General features: G+C 48.4%; 20 protein-coding genes. 15 read left to right on the top strand and 5 right to left on the bottom strand.

Features of this window, described 5'->3' with window-relative positions; translation table 11 throughout:
* Positions 1 to 307: 307 nt before the first annotated feature.
* Together ACN0UN_RS07195 and ACN0UN_RS07190 are read right to left on the bottom strand one after the other, a co-directional pair.
* A complete protein-coding gene (locus ACN0UN_RS07195; protein ID WP_417659393.1) occupies positions 308 to 757 on the bottom strand; it encodes a flavodoxin domain-containing protein in 450 nt (149 codons plus the stop codon).
* Positions 758 to 768: 11 nt separating this feature from the next.
* Positions 769 to 2,172 (bottom strand): diguanylate cyclase domain-containing protein, encoded by a 1,404-nt coding sequence (locus ACN0UN_RS07190; protein ID WP_417659392.1) that lies wholly within the window; start codon positions 2,170 to 2,172, stop codon positions 769 to 771.
* A gap of 197 nt (positions 2,173 to 2,369) precedes the next feature.
* Between ACN0UN_RS07190 and ACN0UN_RS07185 the strand changes: the two genes are divergently transcribed.
* From ACN0UN_RS07185 to ACN0UN_RS07165, 5 genes are read left to right on the top strand one after another with little or no spacing between them, the layout of a single operon-like run.
* Positions 2,370 to 4,820 (top strand): M1 family metallopeptidase, encoded by a 2,451-nt coding sequence (locus ACN0UN_RS07185; RefSeq protein ID WP_417659391.1) that lies wholly within the window; start codon positions 2,370 to 2,372, stop codon positions 4,818 to 4,820.
* Positions 4,821 to 4,822: 2 nt separating this feature from the next.
* Positions 4,823 to 5,311 (top strand): DUF6702 family protein, encoded by a 489-nt coding sequence (locus ACN0UN_RS07180; RefSeq protein ID WP_417659390.1) that lies wholly within the window; start codon positions 4,823 to 4,825, stop codon positions 5,309 to 5,311.
* A 15-nt stretch (positions 5,312 to 5,326) separates the two neighbouring features.
* Complete coding sequence (locus ACN0UN_RS07175) at positions 5,327 to 5,788, top strand: hypothetical protein (protein ID WP_417659389.1); 462 nt, start codon at positions 5,327 to 5,329, stop codon at positions 5,786 to 5,788.
* Positions 5,785 to 6,861, top strand: coding sequence for a PQQ-dependent sugar dehydrogenase (locus ACN0UN_RS07170; RefSeq protein ID WP_417659388.1), 1,077 nt, complete (start codon positions 5,785 to 5,787; stop codon positions 6,859 to 6,861). Before ACN0UN_RS07175 ends, ACN0UN_RS07170 begins: the two co-directional genes overlap by 4 nt.
* A 22-nt stretch (positions 6,862 to 6,883) precedes the next feature.
* Positions 6,884 to 7,684, top strand: a complete 801-nt coding sequence (locus ACN0UN_RS07165; RefSeq protein ID WP_417659387.1) for a S1/P1 nuclease — start codon at positions 6,884 to 6,886, stop codon at positions 7,682 to 7,684.
* Between the two features lie 4 nt (positions 7,685 to 7,688).
* On the opposite strand, the gene ACN0UN_RS07160 is transcribed toward ACN0UN_RS07165, so the two are convergent.
* From ACN0UN_RS07160 to flgA, 3 genes are all read right to left on the bottom strand, one after another.
* A complete protein-coding gene (locus tag ACN0UN_RS07160; protein WP_417659386.1) occupies positions 7,689 to 8,141 on the bottom strand; it encodes a flagella synthesis protein FlgN in 453 nt (150 codons plus the stop codon).
* Between the two features lie 6 nt (positions 8,142 to 8,147).
* Positions 8,148 to 8,420, bottom strand: coding sequence for a flagellar biosynthesis anti-sigma factor FlgM (gene flgM / locus ACN0UN_RS07155; protein ID WP_417659385.1), 273 nt, complete (start codon positions 8,418 to 8,420; stop codon positions 8,148 to 8,150).
* 88 nt (positions 8,421 to 8,508) lie between these two features.
* Positions 8,509 to 9,231, bottom strand: a complete 723-nt coding sequence (gene flgA / locus ACN0UN_RS07150) for a flagellar basal body P-ring formation chaperone FlgA (protein ID WP_417659384.1) — start codon at positions 9,229 to 9,231, stop codon at positions 8,509 to 8,511.
* 147 nt (positions 9,232 to 9,378) lie between these two features.
* Here flgA and flgB point away from each other — a divergent pair, with 147 nt between their 5' ends.
* Genes flgB through flgK form a run of 10 tightly spaced genes read left to right on the top strand, consistent with a single transcriptional unit; the run spans position 9,379 to position 17,445 of the window.
* Entirely contained in the window at positions 9,379 to 9,783 is a 405-nt protein-coding gene (gene flgB / locus ACN0UN_RS07145) for a flagellar basal body rod protein FlgB (protein WP_417659383.1), read from the top strand.
* 13 nt (positions 9,784 to 9,796) lie between these two features.
* Positions 9,797 to 10,201, top strand: a complete 405-nt coding sequence (gene flgC, locus ACN0UN_RS07140) for a flagellar basal body rod protein FlgC (RefSeq protein ID WP_339878921.1) — start codon at positions 9,797 to 9,799, stop codon at positions 10,199 to 10,201.
* A 10-nt stretch (positions 10,202 to 10,211) separates the two neighbouring features.
* Complete coding sequence (locus ACN0UN_RS07135) at positions 10,212 to 10,892, top strand: flagellar hook assembly protein FlgD (RefSeq protein ID WP_417659382.1); 681 nt, start codon at positions 10,212 to 10,214, stop codon at positions 10,890 to 10,892.
* A gap of 11 nt (positions 10,893 to 10,903) precedes the next feature.
* A complete protein-coding gene (gene flgE / locus ACN0UN_RS07130) occupies positions 10,904 to 12,088 on the top strand; it encodes a flagellar hook protein FlgE (protein ID WP_417659381.1) in 1,185 nt (394 codons plus the stop codon).
* A gap of 18 nt (positions 12,089 to 12,106) precedes the next feature.
* Positions 12,107 to 12,850, top strand: a complete 744-nt coding sequence (locus ACN0UN_RS07125; protein WP_417659380.1) for a flagellar basal body rod protein FlgF — start codon at positions 12,107 to 12,109, stop codon at positions 12,848 to 12,850.
* Between the two features lie 15 nt (positions 12,851 to 12,865).
* On the top strand, positions 12,866 to 13,648 hold the full coding sequence (gene flgG / locus ACN0UN_RS07120; RefSeq protein ID WP_128352523.1) for a flagellar basal-body rod protein FlgG: 783 nt from the start codon (positions 12,866 to 12,868) through the stop codon (positions 13,646 to 13,648).
* Positions 13,649 to 13,665: 17 nt separating this feature from the next.
* Positions 13,666 to 14,331 carry a flagellar basal body L-ring protein FlgH gene (locus ACN0UN_RS07115; protein ID WP_417659379.1) on the top strand — a complete coding sequence of 222 codons (666 nt, stop codon included), beginning with the start codon at positions 13,666 to 13,668 and terminating at the stop codon, positions 14,329 to 14,331.
* A gap of 16 nt (positions 14,332 to 14,347) precedes the next feature.
* Entirely contained in the window at positions 14,348 to 15,460 is a 1,113-nt protein-coding gene (locus ACN0UN_RS07110) for a flagellar basal body P-ring protein FlgI (RefSeq protein ID WP_417659378.1), read from the top strand.
* The gene (locus ACN0UN_RS07105; protein ID WP_417659377.1) at positions 15,460 to 15,780 is read left to right on the top strand and encodes a rod-binding protein; all 321 of its coding nucleotides are present in this window, start codon (positions 15,460 to 15,462) and stop codon (positions 15,778 to 15,780) included. Before ACN0UN_RS07110 ends, ACN0UN_RS07105 begins: the two co-directional genes overlap by 1 nt.
* A 60-nt stretch (positions 15,781 to 15,840) precedes the next feature.
* Complete coding sequence (gene flgK, locus ACN0UN_RS07100) at positions 15,841 to 17,445, top strand: flagellar hook-associated protein FlgK (protein ID WP_417659376.1); 1,605 nt, start codon at positions 15,841 to 15,843, stop codon at positions 17,443 to 17,445.
* The last annotated feature ends 6 nt before the right edge of the window (positions 17,446 to 17,451 follow it).

Genomic DNA, 17,451 nt, shown 5'->3' with positions numbered 1-17,451 from the left:
TAACCTGAATTGCCTCAGATCAAAATGGTTAAATTCTAGTCTTGAGTTCTTTAAGGATCTAATCATTTAATTAAGATCTTTCTTTTGATCTTTTATTACTATTCTTATTAGCTTTGACTTTTCTGTGGATAACCAAGTATGCGTTAGACTCAGCGTGGATCACAACGATCTGTAAAGATGTGATCAGAGCATGATCCTTCCGGTGATCAAACGGTGGATAACTAGGTTACTTATACACAGGTGTAGTTATGCACAGATTTATTAAGTGGGTATGTACAGGTTAGATCGCTACTTATTCAATCTTTATTCACAATGATTTAATGAAAGATTGTAACCATGTTGATGATTTTTCGTCCGGATCATCTTGAGACATGTCAATTTCAAGGTGTGTGATCAGGCGTTTTGCGCCCAAAATAGCTAACATGGCATCGCAATCACGACCTGCGGAACAAAATGTATCGTAACAACTATCACCTACTGCTATAACGCCATACTTTAAGGTCGATAAGTTCGGTTTATGGGTGTGTAATTCCTCGGCAAAATCTAGCATTGAGTCAGCATATTCGCCGGCACCGTGGCTTGCGACACAACACAACCAGATAGAATTATCGGTTAGCGATTCCATTAAATCCGAATAGTCGGGCTCATAATGCATGGTGGTGGTATAACCTGCTTGTTGCAGTTCGTTAGCTAGCTGATCAGCCATATATTCGGTGTTGCCTGAGGTGGTGGCGACCAGTAAGTCGATAGTTTGCATGATGAATTCTCTTAGCTAATAGCAACAACTTTATTGCGGCCTTGGTGCTTAGCATTTTGCATTGCGCGGTTTGCGCGTTCCAGGGTTTGTTCGAAAGACTCACCAAATTGTACGTGCACGACGCCAAAGCTGCCACGAATTGGCAAAATTAAATCATCAAATTGTAATACGGGTAGTTGATGCCGAAGCTCGTCAGCGCGTTGAATGGCGCTATCTAAGTCTAAATTGGGCATAAAGATAACAAAGTTGTCGTGTTCGCAGCGACAGAGAATTTCACTATCGCGCATTTCGTTTTGCATAACCATTGATGAATCACGAAGTACTTGGTCACCAACACTGTAGCCGTAGTCATTATTGATGTGCGAGAAATTATCGATATTGTATAGAGCAATACAGTGGCTCTGATTCGGGCGCGATGATTTAACGACTTGCTCTACTAACGTTTTGAATAACCAGCGGGTAGGCAGTTGCGTCAGCGTATCAAGCATCGCGAGTTCTTTGAGCGTATTATTTTGTTGAACAAGCGCCGGAACAGCGACTGCAAAATAAGAAGTGGCCGCGGTGATGTATAGCGCAAACTGGTATGTTATTGCCTGATCGGTTACATCAAAAACGCCTACTCCAAAGGCAATCAGTGCCGCAATGATGAGTAGGCTTGTGGAAGCGTAAGCTGTGCGCTCGGTAAAGACGATCCATACTTGTGGAATGCTTACAAAAAATACGAAATAGGCAACGCCCGGATGTTCGATGGCCCTATCGAGCAATAAAATGCCAATAATTGTGAGCAGCGCGAGTACTAATTTGCCGATAAATTGTTTTTTGGAACGGCGCATGCCGCGATCATGCTCGTAGAATACGTCTATCCACGGCACGTTATAGGTGCTTAATTTGGGTAAAAACAAACATAAAAAAGGTGTCAGCGCCATTATGCCGACTAAATCACCAAGCCACCAGGCATACCAACCTTCTTCTAGAATGTTGGTGTAGTCTTCAGTTGCAAACTCCCATACTAAAAGGCCGCAAAAAGCTGCTAGAGCGGCAGATAACGCATAAATAACCAGCAAACCAACAATTTTTGTTGGGATGTTTTTTTGTACAAAGTGGCTTAACCAATGGCGCGTGGTTAACCCGCCAATGCCATAGGGTACGGAATGCGCTAATGAAAACAGGACTGATGTTGCCAAAAGGGTTGGGTCAAAACCATTTGCAAAAAACGCGGAAAAATTAAAAGACTCTACCCAAACAGCGAGGAAAATAGGAATAAAAGCGCGCTTACCGAAAACCAGGAACGCCGCCATAGATACGCCGGCTGGCAGATACCACAAGCTGATGAACTCGGAGTATGCAAGAACTGCCGAGGCGTGAAATGCCCCAAGCCAGAGGATAAAAATAAGTAAATACGCGCTTTTTCGCAAAAGATTTATTCTCCCTTTCAAATCACAGCTTAAAAGCCTTAACAATTGGATTCTTGCATTAATATTGTATCTTTTACAAGTCGCTTGTTGGGGGCTGAAAGCGACCAATGGTTATTTTTCGCGTTCAGTGTAATGGTCGCGTCGTTTAGAAATTGTTAAAGTAACGCGATGTGCGCACATATAAAGAGATAAAAATTATGAAAAAAACGATGTTTTGGCTCACCGCAGGGGTGATAGCCACATGTAATATTTCAGCAGTAGACGCTTCTGCTGTTTCGCAAACGAAAGGAAGCTTCGTTGATAAATTTCGTCAATTAGATGAAGTGTTGCCAACGGCCAACGTATACCGCAGTGCTGCGGGTGAGCCAGGTGAGCAATACTGGCAGCAGCAAGCTGACTACGACATCAAAGTAAGGTTAGACGAAGAAAAGCGCCGTATTGACGCAGAAGAAACCATTCAGTATCACAACAACTCACCGTATACCCTGAAGTATATATGGATTCAGTTGGACCAAAATATTTTCCGTTCAGACTCCATTGCTGAACGAACAGCCACGTTCAATAGTAAGCCGGATCAAAGCTTAGGTGGTGTTGATAAGCCAGCACGAATCAGCTTAAACCAACTGCGCCGTGATCAGTTTATGGCGGATAACGAACTGGGTTTTAGTATTGATAAGGTTGCCGACGGCCGTGGTCGTGGGCTTGAATTTGTGGTGGTTGGAACCAACATGCGTGTTGATTTACCAACCCCACTTAAGCCTGGCCAGAAAACGGAGCTTGCCATTGATTTCGGATTCAATATTGTTGAAGAAGATGCCGTTGGCGCGCGTTCAGGTTATGAGCATTTTGCGGATGACGCCCGTGAAGGCGGCAATGACATTTTCTTATTAGCACAGTGGTACCCGCGTGTTGCTGCGTTTACGGATTATGAAGCTTGGACCAATAAAGAGTTTTTGGGTCGCGGTGAATTTACGCAAGAATTTGGTAATTTTAGCGTTGAAATCGACGTTCCTGCCGATCATATTGTTTCGTCCACGGGCGTATTAACCAATGAGCGTTCAGTGCTGACGCCAACGCAACGTGAGCGCCTCGAAAAATCGAAAAAATCAGACAAGCCAGTGTTCGTAGTTACGCCAGAAGAAGCGTTAGAAAACGAGAAAGAAGGCACGGATAAGCGTAAAGTATGGAAGTTCGAAGCCGAAAATGTTCGTGACTTTGCGTGGGCTTCGTCACGTAAATTTATATGGGACGCACAAGGCTATCAGCAAGGTGGTGACGTGCAGCCATTAGTTATGGCCATGTCGTTTTACCCGAAAGAAGGCGGCGAGCTGTGGGAAAAATATTCGACCGAGTCGGTTATTCATACCATGGAAGTTTATTCGCGCTTCTCATTTGACTACCCATACCCTACGTCACAGTCAGTTAATGGTCCTGTGGGCGGCATGGAATACCCAATGATTACGTTTAACGGGCCGCGTACTATTTTACAAGATGACGGCAGCCGTACGTATTCGTTGTCTGAAAAACGCTTTTTGATAGGCGTAGTTATTCATGAAATTGGGCATATTTACTTCCCGATGGTTGTCAATTCAGACGAACGCCAGTGGACTTGGATGGACGAAGGCTTAAATAGCTTTTTAGACGGTGTTGCCGGGCGTGAATGGGATCCGAGTATTCCGTGGGGTGTTGAGCCGCGTTCAATTGTTGATTACATGAAATCGACCAACCAGGTACCTATCATGACACAGTCAGATAGCGTGCTGAACTTAGGCCCAAATGCTTATACCAAGCCAGCGGCAGCGTTAAATATTCTGCGTGAAGTAATTTTGGGTCGTGAGTTGTTTGACTTCGCCTTTAAAGAATACGCGCAGCGCTGGGCATTTAAACGCCCAACTCCGGCGGATTTTTTCCGTACTATGGAAGAAGCTTCAGGGGTTGATCTTGATTGGTTCTGGCGCGGCTGGTTCTATTCAACGGATCACGTTGATATCAGCTTAGACCGTGTTTATAAGTTACGCCTTGATACCAAAGACCCAGACATTGACTGGGAACGTCGCCGTCAAGAAGAAGCGGACAAGCCAACGTCATACTTTGTTCAGCGTAATGAAGCCGAAGGCCGTAAAACTTGGGTTGAAATGAACCCAGAGATTCGCGACTACCATGATGAAAATGATCGTTTCACGGTAACTAACAAACAACGTAATGCGTACCAAAGCTTCCTTGATAAGCTTGAGCCTTGGGAACGTCGCGTGTTTGATCGTGCTATTGCCGAAGACAAGAATTATTACGTACTTGATTTCAACAACATTGGCGGTTTAGTGATGCCTATCTTGTTGCAAGTAACGTACACCGATGGCACGCAAGAAGATTTGCATATTCCAGCGGAAATTTGGCGTCGCAATGCGAAGTCTGTGAGCAAATTGATTGTTACGGATAAAGAAGTCTCTGAATTTGCAGTTGATCCGAATTGGGAAACAGCAGATGTTGATATTGAAAACAACTTCTATCCACGTCGTATCATGCCATCGCGCATTGAAGCGTTTAAATGGCAGCGTACGCACGATCATGTGTCACGTGACCTGATGCAAGATGCAAAAACCAAGTTGAAATCTGACGAAGACAACGAAGAAGACAAGCAGGAGCAGTAATAATGCGACAGCTGTTCATAGCATTACTGCTTATTGTGGGGGTGAGCGCAGCAAGCGCTCACCAACTTCGTACAGCCAGTACCACAGTGCTGTTCAACGAGCGCACCGGTAATATTGAAGTGGCGCATCGCTTTTTTCTGCATGATGCAGAGCACGCTGTAAAACAGCTGTTCGACAAAAAGGCAGATATTCATCAACTCGAAAGCTCGCGTTCGCAATTTAGCGCGTATGTACAGAAGCATTTTCAGCTAGAAAGTTTGAATGAAGACGCGCTACCTCTTAAAGAAGTTGGTTACGAAATTGACGGAACTAATTTCTGGGTTTACCAAGAAACACCTATTGTTGAAGGGTTAGCCGGACTGCGAATTCGTAATAACGCATTGCAAGATATTTGGCGCAGTCAGCAAAATTTGGTTAATGTTGAAGGTAATGGACCTATTCAAAGCGTTACCTTTACCGTTCAAGACGAGTGGCTTGAGGTACGCTTCTAATCTTGGAGGCAGCCTATGGCTCGCGTGTTGATCGCGTTTTTGACAGCAATCATTGGTGCCGCGTTAGTCGGCACCGTGATTCAAACCCAGTTTAATTTAAGTGAGCTCACCGCGTTGTCGGTTGTCATTGATATGCCAACACGCATGAACACCATTCTCTACGATTTGCTTCATTTTGGGCCGATGTTTGCGCTCATTCTCACACCGACTCTGTTAATTGCATTTATAGTAGCTGCCTTTGTGGCGAGCAAGCTGCCAAGTATAGAACGGTGGCTGTTTATTGTCGGTGGCGGCGTGGCGCTGGCTGTGGCCTTTGTGATTGTGGACAGTTTGGCGCCGATGCCAACGTTAATCGCTGCTAATCGCAGCCCCCTTGGTTTCATGTTAATGAGCGTGACCGGAGCTTTTGCCGGCTGGATTTTTGATCGCCTGTGGCACCCTCAGCCACGGGAGCTTGCCGAGGAGTTAATGCAATGAAGCGCGCGTTAAAGTTTTTACTGTGCATAACACTTTATGGTCTTTGTGCTGTTGCATACAGCGGCGAAGTTCGAACGCGAATCATTGCCGAGCAACTGAACTTTCCATGGTCTATAGCCGAGTTACCGGAAGGCGGTTACTTGGTTACGGAACGTGGTGGCGAGCTCGTCTATGTTGCAGAAAATGGCACTAAGCAAAGGGTGGAATTAAACATTCCGGATTTGTACGCTGAAGCGCAAGCGGGGTTGTTTGAAGTGTTATTGAGCCCTGATTTTTCGCGTTCACGCGAGTTGGTTATCAGTTATTCGTGCGGCACCAAGCGTGCCAATAACACCTGCGTAATTCGTGGAAACCTTTCGTTGCAGCCACCGTATAGTGTGCTTGATACGCAGAATATATTTACCGCGTTACCGAAAAAAAACGGCGCCGCTCATTATGGCGCTCGGATGACCTGGCTTGGGGATGGCACCTTGTTGGTGGGGCTTGGCGATGGTTTTGTGTATCGCGAGCAAGCCCAGTTGTTAGACACCCACCTTGGTAAAATTGTGCGCATAACGCGCTCTGGCGCTACACCAGAAGATAACCCGTATATGCATACCAAAGCTCCGCAAATTTTCAGTTATGGTCATCGCAATGTACAAGGATTGATTTATGATAAAGAGCGTGACGCCATTTGGCAGCATGAGCATGGTCCGCGCGGCGGCGACGAAATAAACCGCATTGAAAAAGGGGCGAATTACGGGTGGCCGATTGCGACTTATGGCATTGATTATACCGGCGCAAAAGTCTCGCCTTTTGTTGATCTGCCAGGGGTTAAAGCGCCGCTGTACCAATGGACGCCGTCGTTAGCTCCTGCAGGTTTGGCGTTGTATGAGGGTGACCTTCTCGTCGCGCACTTAGCTGGAAAACGTTTACAACGATTTCAGTTAATAGCCAATAAGTGGCAATTAGAAGGCGACTACCTGAAGAATCTAAATCAACGTTTACGCGCTGTCTATGTTGGCCCCTCAGGTCGAGTGTTGGTGTTAACAGACAGCAAGGAAGGTCAATTACTTGAAGTGATATTTGAGTAGAACTTATTGGTTAGGGAAGTATATGAAATCATTTTTGATAGGTTTTCTGGTTGCATTAGTCGGTTTAACAACCACACTTTGGCCAGCCGCGACACAGGCATATGGCAGAACCGGGCACGCAGCTTTTTGCGAAGCAGCGTATCAATTGGCTGCGCCAGCTACACAGAATAAAATTGATGCGATGGTTGCACAGCATCCGAACTACGATAGTTTTGGTGCGCTGTGCAGTTGGGCCGATCACATTAAAAGTGACGAAAAATGGGACTGGGCTAAACCACATCATTACGTGAACTTCCCGCATGAGCGCGCCAAAGTCACTGCTGAGGACTGCCCGGTGCAAGGCGGCTGCATATTGAGCGCGATTCAGCACCATTACGATGTGTTAAAGCACAACCCAACTGATTGGATGGCATTGGCCTTTTTAGCGCATTTTATCGGTGACTTGCATCAACCCTTGCATGTTAGCTTTGCTGACGACCTTGGCGGCAACCGAGCACCACTAGTGTATTTCGACCAGCCGACTAACCTGCACCGACTGTGGGATACCGACATGCTGGTGCAGCGCGGGGGTGACAGTGGTGTTCAGCAGGCGGAACAGTTGCTGCGCGGAACGATATCGCTGTCACCACTTGCGGTAACGCCGGAACAAACCTTGAGTTGGGCCAATGAGTCGGCCGCTATTACGCGTCGAATTTATTCGCAATATCGAGAGAATCAAGAGCTTGGTGAAGAGTATACGGCACAATGGGGGCCTGTATTAGAACAGCGTATACAGCAAGGCGCGCAGCGCTTAGCGGCTGTGCTTGACGGGCTGTATAAATAACAGCTTAGGCTTTTGAGTTTATTCGTTGCGGGGTTTTTACCTGAGTGCCATCGGCGCCGTAAATGGCGGTGCCACCTGCAGCATCACGTAAAATATTAAGCATTTGCTGATTGTGGTGTAGGCGATGCTGAATCAATTCGCCATTTAACGTGTTGAGTTGCGCAACGCGTTGAGTGCGGTCTAGCAGCTCTAACCAAACGCCTTCACAGTCAGCTTGTTTTGCCGCAGCGCGAGCACCCGCTGCGTTATCATCGAACCCAAGTTTAACTTGAGCAGCACGTCGCGTTGTTTCACTGGCTTCGATGTGGCGCTGCAACTGTTGCTTTTTAACCGCGAGTTGCTGCAGTTTGTCGCCGTCAATTTGGCCATCGCCCAGCAGCCGTTGTTCTTGATCAAGCAACGTGTGCAGTTCGCTTAATCGTTCAGTTTGTTCGGTCAAGTGTTGGAGTAAACTCATATGTCCTTATAAACCGTCGGTTAAACTTTTCAGTAACGCCTCTGCTATGTTGTCAGTATTCATGTTCAATTTACCATCACGAATCGCCTCACGAAGCTCTTCAACCCGCGCGCTGTTGATATCCTGACTAGCATCTTGTGGCAGTTGATTCAAATGGGTCACTACGTCTGCTTGATTTGCTGCACCTGTTTTTGTGCCTTCTGATTTCTGGGTCGCTTGTGAACGACTGGAATCAGACGGAGTGACGCTGCTAGGTGGTTGATAACCGTTAATTTTCACGGGAAATTCCTCGCATTCTATGACTGTGCTAATTGATTTATCGGCACCAGTAGAAAAATCTTTAAGTTTATTTGCGTATATTTGACACTCATTGCACCGGTTTTGCGCGACCTGCCGCAATAATTTCGACCCGTAACAATTGTCGATTATTTAATCGTACGCGAATTATATCACCAATCGCACCAGTATCCATTGCATCGCCCGTGCGGTTTATCTGAAAGCCCTCGCCATGCACTTCAATCACCAACGTATCCCCGTAGTTAACTAACGTGGGTTTGACCAATAAATTTTCTTGCAAAACCGAGTGGGCATTTAAGCCACGGCGTAACTGCGAACCTTCTACCTGAGCAATGTTTTCTGGGGTGGCCAACAACGCATGACGCGGCAAATCTTGCAAATCACCTGTCATTGTCGCAACGTCGCTGCGGGTCAGCAATTGTTGCGCGTCTAAATCGTGCGCTGCAACAAGGTAGTCGCCAGTTGCAGAAACATCAATTTGAATATAGTGGTCGGTGCCGGTTTGAGCACAGTGCATGCGTACCATCATACGCCCAGACAAGCGTGGTGGAGGCCGATTAAATTGTGCAGTAACTTGCACGCACTGATCGAGATCTGCCAATGCAGCTGTTGGTGTTAAAACCTTTATTGTATGAGCGGTTGTGGTGGCTGGTAGCTGTTGTTCAACGAAGGCATTAAGCGTCTGTTGCCAATTTGATTGGGCAGCGGCAGAAACTGACGCAACGAGCCCTACCAACGCAAGGGCTGCGCTTAGAAAAAATCTGCTGTATTTGCTCTCCATTGTATTTAGCACCCGCCAACCCCCTCAAATCACTGGTTGAATTATAACCACCCTAACAAAATCCTATCGTCAGAATTGGGGCTAAAAAACACGCTTTTTCGTCGCTTTGTATTTACAGAAGTGCGCGTACTCTGCAACGTGAACAGGAGGGTCTGCACCATGATCGACAAATTAAGTAATGCGCTGCAGTTTCAGCAGCAGGCGCTTGCACTGCGCCAGCAGCGTCAAGAAGCGCTCGCGGGTAATATCGCCAACGCCGATACGCCGAATTACAAGGCGCGCGACTTTGATTTCGCGGCTGAATTAAAACGCGCCACTGCGCATCAAGGCGGGCCCGTAAAATTAGCAGCAACACATGCAGGGCATATGCAGCTTAATAGCTCAGCCACTGCAGTTGATATGCAATACCGAACACCCGCACAAAACCGCTTAGACGGGAATACGGTCGATATGGATATGGAACGCACGCAGTTTTTGAATAACTCGTTGCGTTATCAGGCAGACATTCAGTTTTTGGATGACAAAATAACCGGCTTACGTAAAGCCATGCAGCCAGAACAATAACAGGAGCTAGCTGATGGCTAACTTTTCAATCTTAGACATTTCAGGTTCAGCCCTAAGCGCTCAGTCGCAGCGCATGAACGTTTCTGCCAGCAACATGGCGAATGCGAATAGCGTGGCTGGGCCAGACGGTCAGCCCTATAAAGCGAAGCAAGTTATTTTTGAACAGCAAATGCAAGCCAATGGTGTGGGCGGCGTAAAGGTGCAGCAGGTGGTTGAGTCTGACGCACCAGCACGACGTGAATATTCTCCTGGGCACCCGCTAGCTGACGAACAAGGGTACATCACTATGCCTAACGTTGACCCGGTAGCCGAGATGGTAAATATGATTTCAGCGTCGCGTTCGTATCAGGCTAACGTGGAAGTGATGAACACCAGCAAAGACTTGCTGATGCGCACGCTAAGCATCGGCAAAGGCTAAGGGGTAACAGATGAATACAATTGATACCGCAGTATTGAATCAAACCAACCAAGCCGGAGCCAATCAAAAAATAGCTTCGGGTAGCCAAGAAATGCGTGACAATTTTATGACCTTGTTGGTCACGCAGTTGCGCAACCAAGATCCATTGAACCCAATGGAAAACAATGAAATGACGTCGCAACTGGCGCAAATCAATACCGTTAGCGGCATTGAGTCGTTGAACGACACCATGCAAACCATCAACGGGCAAATGGAAGCGGCGAAAACCATGCAAGCGTCAGCGCTTATTGGGCGCGCAGTTTTAGTGCCTGGCGAGCGCATTCTGGTGGGCAATGAAGGCGTAGGCGACGCCACGCCATTTGGCATGGAGCTTAGCGCACCGGCTGAAAGCGTGAAAGTAAACATCTATAACACCAGCGGCATGTTAGTGCGGCGTATGGATCTCGGTGCCGTTGGCAGCGGTCCGCAGCAATTCAGTTGGGACGGCGTTATGGAAGACGGCAGCCAAGCACCGGCTGGTGCCTACAATTTTTCCATTGAAGCAACCAACGGTGACGACGTTGTCACAGCAGAGCGCTTCAATTATGCACAGGTAATCGCGGTTAGTATGGGTCACGATGACGGCCCTCGCTTGGATTTAGGCGGTATTTTAGAGCCCGTTCGTCTTGAAGACATTCGGCAGATTATTTAAGGAGCTCAATCATGGGTTTTTCACAAGCACTATCAGGTTTACGCGCAGCAGCGACCAATCTCGACGTTATTAGTAATAACATTGCGAACTCACAAATTGTCGGCTTCAAAAGCGCTCGGGCGCAGTTTGCTGATATTTATGCCAATGCACAGGTTGGTTTGGGTACGCGGGTAGCCGGTGTTTTTCAAGATTTTAGCGACGGCAACATTGAAACAACGAACCGCTCCATGGACTTGGCGATTTCTGGCAAAGGCTTTTTTCGCTTTGAACAGCAAGGACAGGTTCAGTACTCACGCAATGGTCAATTGAGCATTGATAAGAGTGGTTATATTGTCAACGCGCAAGGCGCCCAGTTAACCGGTTACCCGCAAACTGCCGGGTTTGGTGGTCAGCCGGAAGTATTGCGTGTGCCAGCCGCTGGCTTGGCTGCTAACGCATCGACTGGAATTACCGGTGTATTTAACTTAGACACCAGCACTGGTGTTGTTGATCGTGCAACGGTTCCGTTTGATCAAACCGACGCAGACAGTTACTCCTATGCGAACTCAGTTACTCTCTTTGATTCATTGGGCAACCCACACCCAAGCATGATGTATTTCACCAAAACCGCTGACAATCAGTGGGAAGTACGTATGTCTCGTGGTGATGAATTAGCGCCGGAAGTGGGTCAGCTTGATTTTGACAACAATGGTTTATTGGTAACCCAAACCAATATGGATGCGTTTTCATTTGTGCCGGGTGATGGTGCTGCGAACATGTCGATTGGTTTGGATGTAACGGGTACAACCCAGTTTGCCAATCAGTTTGAATTAACTGCAATGGAACAAGACGGTTATGTATCAGGCACTTTGATGCAGGTTGCAGTAGCGGAAAGCGGTGAAGTTGTTGGCACCTACTCGAATGAACAGCAGGTTGTACTCGGTACCATCGCGCTCGCCAACTTCCAAAGCTTGGAAGGTTTAAAACCTGTTGGTGACAACGCATGGATAGAGTCGAAGAAGTCTGGCGTGCCAATTTTGTCGCGCCCGGGTGAAGGTCAGTTTGGTTCGATCATGGCCGGTGCAGTTGAAGCTTCAAACGTAGACTTAACTCAAGAGCTGGTGGCAATGATTATTGCACAACGTAATTACCAAGCTAACGCGCAAAGTATCAAGTCACAAGATGAAGCGCTGCAAACGACGATGCAGCTGAAATAAGCATAACGGGGCTTTAGTATGGACGCCATTTTATACACGGCAATGAATGGGGCGCGGCAGACGCTGGATGAGCAGTCTGTGGTGACCAACAACTTGAGCAATGCATCGACTACCGGATTTCGTGCCCAGCTTGCTGCGGCACGCGCTGTGCCTGTGAATGGGCCCGGTGTGCATGCAACGCGGGTTGCAGCCGTAACCACCACGGGCTTGTTTGATACCACCGGCGGCGCGATTCAGACCACCGAACGCGACTTGGATGTGGCATTGGACCAAAATAACTGGCTGGCGGTGCAAACCCCAGCTGGTGAAGCCTACACCAAACGCGGCGATTTGCAGCTTGATGCAGACGGTCGGCTGATGGTGAACGGCATGCCGGTGCTGGGCGATGGCGGCCCCATATTATTGCCGCTAGGCACCCAAGCTAGCATTGGTAACGATGGCACAGTTAGCGGCATTGGTATGGGCGGTGATGCCAATGAATTGGTGCCGCTTGACCGAATCAAAATGGTGCGTGTTGATCAACCGAATCAGTTGCAACGTGGTGATGACGGTTGGTTTCGCTCACCCGTAGGCGCTGCTTTGGCGCGTGATGAGAATGCACAATTAGTTTCGGGCGCACTGGAAGGCAGCAATGTGAATACCATTGAGGCCATGGTGGCGATGATTGATACGCAGCGCCGTTACGACTTGAATATGAGCGTGATTTCAAAAGCCGATGAGACCGCACAAAGCGCGAACAGCTTGCTCTCTGTAAGAGGCTAACCGGAGATATAACCCATGATTAAATCATTATGGACTGCAAAAACAGGTTTGACTGCGCAACAGCAGCAGCTGGATGTGATAACCAACAACTTGGCTAACGTGAATACCTCCGGGTTTAAACGTTCGCGAGCGGTGTTTGAAGACCTTTTATACCAGAACATGCGTCAACCTGGTGCCATGAATAACGCGCAAGACACGCTGCCTTCTGGCTTACAAGTTGGTACTGGTGTTCGTGCTGTGGCGACCGAACGTTTGCATTCGCAAGGCAGCTTAAACAACACAGAAAACTCGCGTGATTTAGCGATTAGTGGCAAAGGCTATTTTCAGGTGTTGATGCCTGATGGTGCGGTTGCCTATACCCGTGACGGCAGCTTTCAGGTGAATCAAGACGGCCAGTTGGTTACAGCAAATGGCTTTCCGCTTGAACCCGCTATATTTTTACCCGCCAACGCAATGAGCGTCACGGTTGGACAGGACGGTATCGTTACCGTCACTCAGCCGGGGAACACTCAAAACAACCAAGTTGGCCAAATTACGCTTGCTATGTTTATGAACGATGCAGGTTTGGAAGCGCGTGGTGGCAACTTATATGTTGAAACGCAAGCTTCAGGTGCACCAACTGAGTCGCTGCCGGGCATGAATGGCGCAGGCACTCTGTTTCAAGGCTTTGTTGAAGCCTCGAACGTGAACGTGGTGGAAGAAATGGTGAACATGATTCAAACCCAGCGCGCTTATGAAATTAATAGCCGCGCGGTTTCAAGTGCCGATGAAATGCTGGCGCGTCTGAGTCAATTATAACAACAGTAGGTGATGTGATGCGGCGCTTACTTTCAGCGGCAGTTTCGGTTCTTGTTCTCGCTGCATGCAGCAGCTCACCGCCACCACCGGTGGTGGTAGAGCCCTATACGGCAATTGATATTCCTGAATATCAACAAGCTGAAGCAAACGGGGCGATTTTTCAGGCGCACCACGGATATATCCCGCTGTTTGAAGACCAACGCCCGCGTCGGGCTGGCGATATTATTACCATCGTTTTAGAAGAACAGGTTAGTGCCACAAAAAATTCTTCGTCACAGTCGTCGCGCGCGAGCAACATGGGGCTTGATTTAGAAGGCCTGCCCGATGCGCTGGAAGATCTAGCTGAGTACGGTTTTACGGTAGGCAGCGCGAATGATTTTTCCGGAACTGGCGGCTCAAGTGCGTCTAATCAATTTTCCGGCATCGTTACCGTGCAAGTGGTGCAAGTACTGCCTAATGGCAATTTACGCGTGCGCGGCGAGAAGCAAGTAGCTATTAATCAAGGCACCGAGTACATCCGTTTTTCGGGTGTGGTTAATCCGCGCAGTATCAACGGTCAAAACAGCGTGATGTCGACGGCCGTAGCCGAAGCGCGCTTGGAGTACATTGGTGATGGCTACATTAATGATGCGCAGAAACAAGGTTGGTTACAACGTTTCTTTAACTACGTAGCACCATTTTAATTAGAGGTTTGTGAATATGTTGCGAGCAATTATTACGCTACTTTTTATCGCCAGCACAGCCCTAAGTGCTGGGTTAGCGCCCGCGCATGCGGAACGTATTAAAGACCTCGCTGATTTTGCCGGAGTGCGCAGTAACAGTTTGGTTGGTTATGGTTTGGTGGTCGGGCTTGATGGCAGCGGTGACCAAACCATGCAGGCGCCGTTTACCGGGCAAAGTATGACCAATATGTTGGCGCAACTCGGTGTGACTATTCCGCCAGGCACCAACATGCAGTTACGCAACGTCGCAGCCGTCATGGTAACCGCAACATTGCCAGCATTTGCACGACCCGGACAAGAGTTAGACGTGGTTGTTTCATCTATGGGTAATGCGCGCAGCTTGCGTGGCGGCACGTTACTGATGACGCCCCTAAAAGGTGCTGATGGGCAAGTGTATGCCTTAGCACAGGGCAATTTATTGATAAATGGCGCCAGCGCAGAGTCGCAAGGTTCGTCGGCGGTTATTAACCAGCAAGCCGGTGGGCGCATTAGCGGTGGTGCAACGGTTGAACGCAGCGTGGCTCTGGATTTAGGCCGTACCGCCGGGATACTGCAACTGAACTTAAAAAAAGCGGATTTCACCACCACTTTAAACATGGTGAACCGCATTAATAACGAATTTGGTTATGCCGTGGCCCAGCCGCTTGATGGTGGCAGCATTCAGCTGCAAAGCCCAACCGATACCGGCGAACGCGTGCGGTTTATGGCACGGGTAGAAAATATTGATGTAACGCCTGCGGCTGCAAGTCCACGGGTGGTTTTGAATTCGCGGACTGGGTCGGTTGTGCTGAGCGGGCCAGTTACGTTACGCCAGGCCGCAGTAGCGCACGGTAATTTATCAGTAACCATTGACCGCCGTCCATTCGTAAGTCAGCCACCCGCACTAAGCGGCGGCGATACGGTGGTAGGCGAAACCACGGACATTAATATCACCCAAGAAAAAGGCTCGCTGCAAATGGTTGAAGGGGTTGAATTAATGGAAGTGGTTCAAGCTTTAAACAGCCTAGGCGCAACCCCCAGCGACTTGATGGCAATACTGCAAGCATTGCAAGCGTCAGGCGCACTGCGTGCTGAACTGGAGATTATATAATGAGCTCTATTTTAACCAGCAACACGCTTGCACTCGACACCCAGCAGCTCAGTAAGCTCAAAACCCAAAGTCAGCAGCAACCCGAACAAGCGGCGGCTGAGGCCGCGCGGCAGTTTGAGGCGTTATTCATTCAACAAATGATGAAAACCATGCGTCAAGCAGGCGGCGAATCGGAAATGTTTAACAGCAATGCCATGAAAACCTATACCGAAATGTTTGATCAACAAATGTCGACCGAAATGGCCGGCAAAGGCATTGGTTTAGCGCAACAGTTGTTGCATGAGCTGCAGCAAACACCTGCGGGCATAAAAACTAAGTAAAGGTGTTAAGTATTTGCCGCAGTTGCCGATAACCTTCGGTAACATCAGAAGGGAACAAGCATGAGTATTTTTTCCATTGGTTTAAGTGGGTTACGCGCGGCGCAATCTGGGTTGTACACCACCAGTGCAAACATCAGCAACGTCAATACGCCGGGCTATAATCGTGAGCTACTGCAATTGAGCGAAAATCGCTCCTATGGCGTGTCAGTCGACGGCTCTGAACGACAGTTCAATCAGTTTGTTGCGACCCGCCTCAATGCCGCCAGTGGCTCGCTTGCCTCGCTTGATACCTATTACAGCCAAGTTCGCCAAATTGATAATTTGCTTTCCGATGAGCGCTCTGGGCTTGCCCCAGTAATGCAAAAATTTTTCAGTGCGCTTGGCCAAATGAACAGCAATCCGGCTGACCCGTCAGCACGGGCTGGGGTGCTGGGCACCGCCACGACGTTGGCCAGCCAATTCCAGTCGTTTGATAATTACCTTGAAGACATTGAGCGCAGCGTCAATGCGGAAATGAAGTTCGAAGTGGATTCGGTTAATGCTTTAACCGGCCAAATCAGTTCACTAAACCGCGAAATTTTGATTGCGCGATCAGGTACCGGCGACGCCCCAAACAGTTTATTAAATCAACGCGATAAGTTGGTGCATGAGTTGTCCCAGCGCATTGATGTGCGTGTGCACGAACAAAAATCTGGGTCGTATACCATTTCATTAAACAATGGTTCGCCGTTGGTTTCTGGTGACACGGCGTACACGCTAGAGGCCCGCACCGATAACAGTGACCCTACCCGCACAGCGGTTTTTTACAATGATGTGGCCGGTAATCAGCTGCAACTGAAAGACAACGTATTTACCCGAGGTAGTTTGGGCGGTTTGATTGAGTTTCGTAGTAAAAGCCTCGACACCATGCGTAATCAGCTGGGGCAAATGGTTGCAGTGTTTGCCGATGCATTTAATACGCAACATCAACAAGGCACCGACTTAAACCAGAACCCAGGGCAAGCTGTTTTCTCAACCGGTGCCCCAATCGCGTATAGCAATGCTGACAATGGCGGTGATGCCGCAGCCAACGTGCAAATTACCGACAGTACCGCGCTGCTCGCTTCGGATTATGATATTCGCATGACGGGTGCGGGCTATGAAGTTACGCGCCTGGATAACGGCAAGCCAGTTACAGCAAACTTTGACGGCGCCACCAATACGCTGACCTTTAATGGGCTTTCTGTTGAAATGACCGGTACGGCGCAGCAAGGGGATAGCTTCCGTGTGCGGCCTTTGGTTAATCAAGCCCAGAATTTTGAAATGCTGCTTACCGAAGGGTCACAATTGGCGGCAGCGCAGTCGAATGCCAGTGGTGATAACCGTAACGGCTTAGCTCTACTTGATTTGCAGAATCAATTATTGGTTGAAGGGCGTGGCACCTTTAATCAAGCTTACGGAACCATGGTGAGTACCTTGGGTAACCAAATTAATGTGGTACAGGCCAATCTGGCAGCCCAGCAAGGGCTTACAGAACAGTTGGATGCGCTGCAGCAGTCGGAGTCGGGGGTTAACCTTGACGAAGAAGCGGCAAATTTGATTCGGTTTCAACAATATTACCAAGCCAATGCGAAAGTGATTGAGACAGGCTCGACCATTCTCGATACCATTTTGCAGCTGCGCTAAGCGCAC

It is taken from the genome of Pseudidiomarina sp., assembly GCF_048267825.1.
In the GTDB taxonomy this organism is placed as follows: Bacteria; Pseudomonadota; Gammaproteobacteria; order Enterobacterales; family Alteromonadaceae; genus Pseudidiomarina.
Note: the sequence above shows the minus strand (reverse complement) of the source record. Positions and strands in the feature narration are given on the sequence as shown.

Coding starts and splice junctions, on each gene's coding strand:
- flgE (WP_417659381.1), top strand. CDS start 10,904: ATGGGTTTTTCACAAGCACTATCAGGTTTACGCGCAGCAGCGACCAAT.
- flgG (WP_128352523.1), top strand. CDS start 12,866: ATGATTAAATCATTATGGACTGCAAAAACAGGTTTGACTGCGCAACAG.
- ACN0UN_RS07165 (WP_417659387.1), top strand. CDS start 6,884: ATGAAATCATTTTTGATAGGTTTTCTGGTTGCATTAGTCGGTTTAACA.
- ACN0UN_RS07170 (WP_417659388.1), top strand. CDS start 5,785: ATGAAGCGCGCGTTAAAGTTTTTACTGTGCATAACACTTTATGGTCTT.
- ACN0UN_RS07135 (WP_417659382.1), top strand. CDS start 10,212: ATGAATACAATTGATACCGCAGTATTGAATCAAACCAACCAAGCCGGA.
- ACN0UN_RS07105 (WP_417659377.1), top strand. CDS start 15,460: ATGAGCTCTATTTTAACCAGCAACACGCTTGCACTCGACACCCAGCAG.
- ACN0UN_RS07185 (WP_417659391.1), top strand. CDS start 2,370: ATGAAAAAAACGATGTTTTGGCTCACCGCAGGGGTGATAGCCACATGT.
- ACN0UN_RS07175 (WP_417659389.1), top strand. CDS start 5,327: ATGGCTCGCGTGTTGATCGCGTTTTTGACAGCAATCATTGGTGCCGCG.
- ACN0UN_RS07115 (WP_417659379.1), top strand. CDS start 13,666: ATGCGGCGCTTACTTTCAGCGGCAGTTTCGGTTCTTGTTCTCGCTGCA.
- flgK (WP_417659376.1), top strand. CDS start 15,841: ATGAGTATTTTTTCCATTGGTTTAAGTGGGTTACGCGCGGCGCAATCT.
- ACN0UN_RS07180 (WP_417659390.1), top strand. CDS start 4,823: ATGCGACAGCTGTTCATAGCATTACTGCTTATTGTGGGGGTGAGCGCA.
- ACN0UN_RS07195 (WP_417659393.1), bottom strand. CDS start 757: ATGCAAACTATCGACTTACTGGTCGCCACCACCTCAGGCAACACCGAA.
- ACN0UN_RS07125 (WP_417659380.1), top strand. CDS start 12,107: ATGGACGCCATTTTATACACGGCAATGAATGGGGCGCGGCAGACGCTG.
- ACN0UN_RS07110 (WP_417659378.1), top strand. CDS start 14,348: ATGTTGCGAGCAATTATTACGCTACTTTTTATCGCCAGCACAGCCCTA.
- flgB (WP_417659383.1), top strand. CDS start 9,379: ATGATCGACAAATTAAGTAATGCGCTGCAGTTTCAGCAGCAGGCGCTT.
- ACN0UN_RS07160 (WP_417659386.1), bottom strand. CDS start 8,141: ATGAGTTTACTCCAACACTTGACCGAACAAACTGAACGATTAAGCGAA.
- flgC (WP_339878921.1), top strand. CDS start 9,797: ATGGCTAACTTTTCAATCTTAGACATTTCAGGTTCAGCCCTAAGCGCT.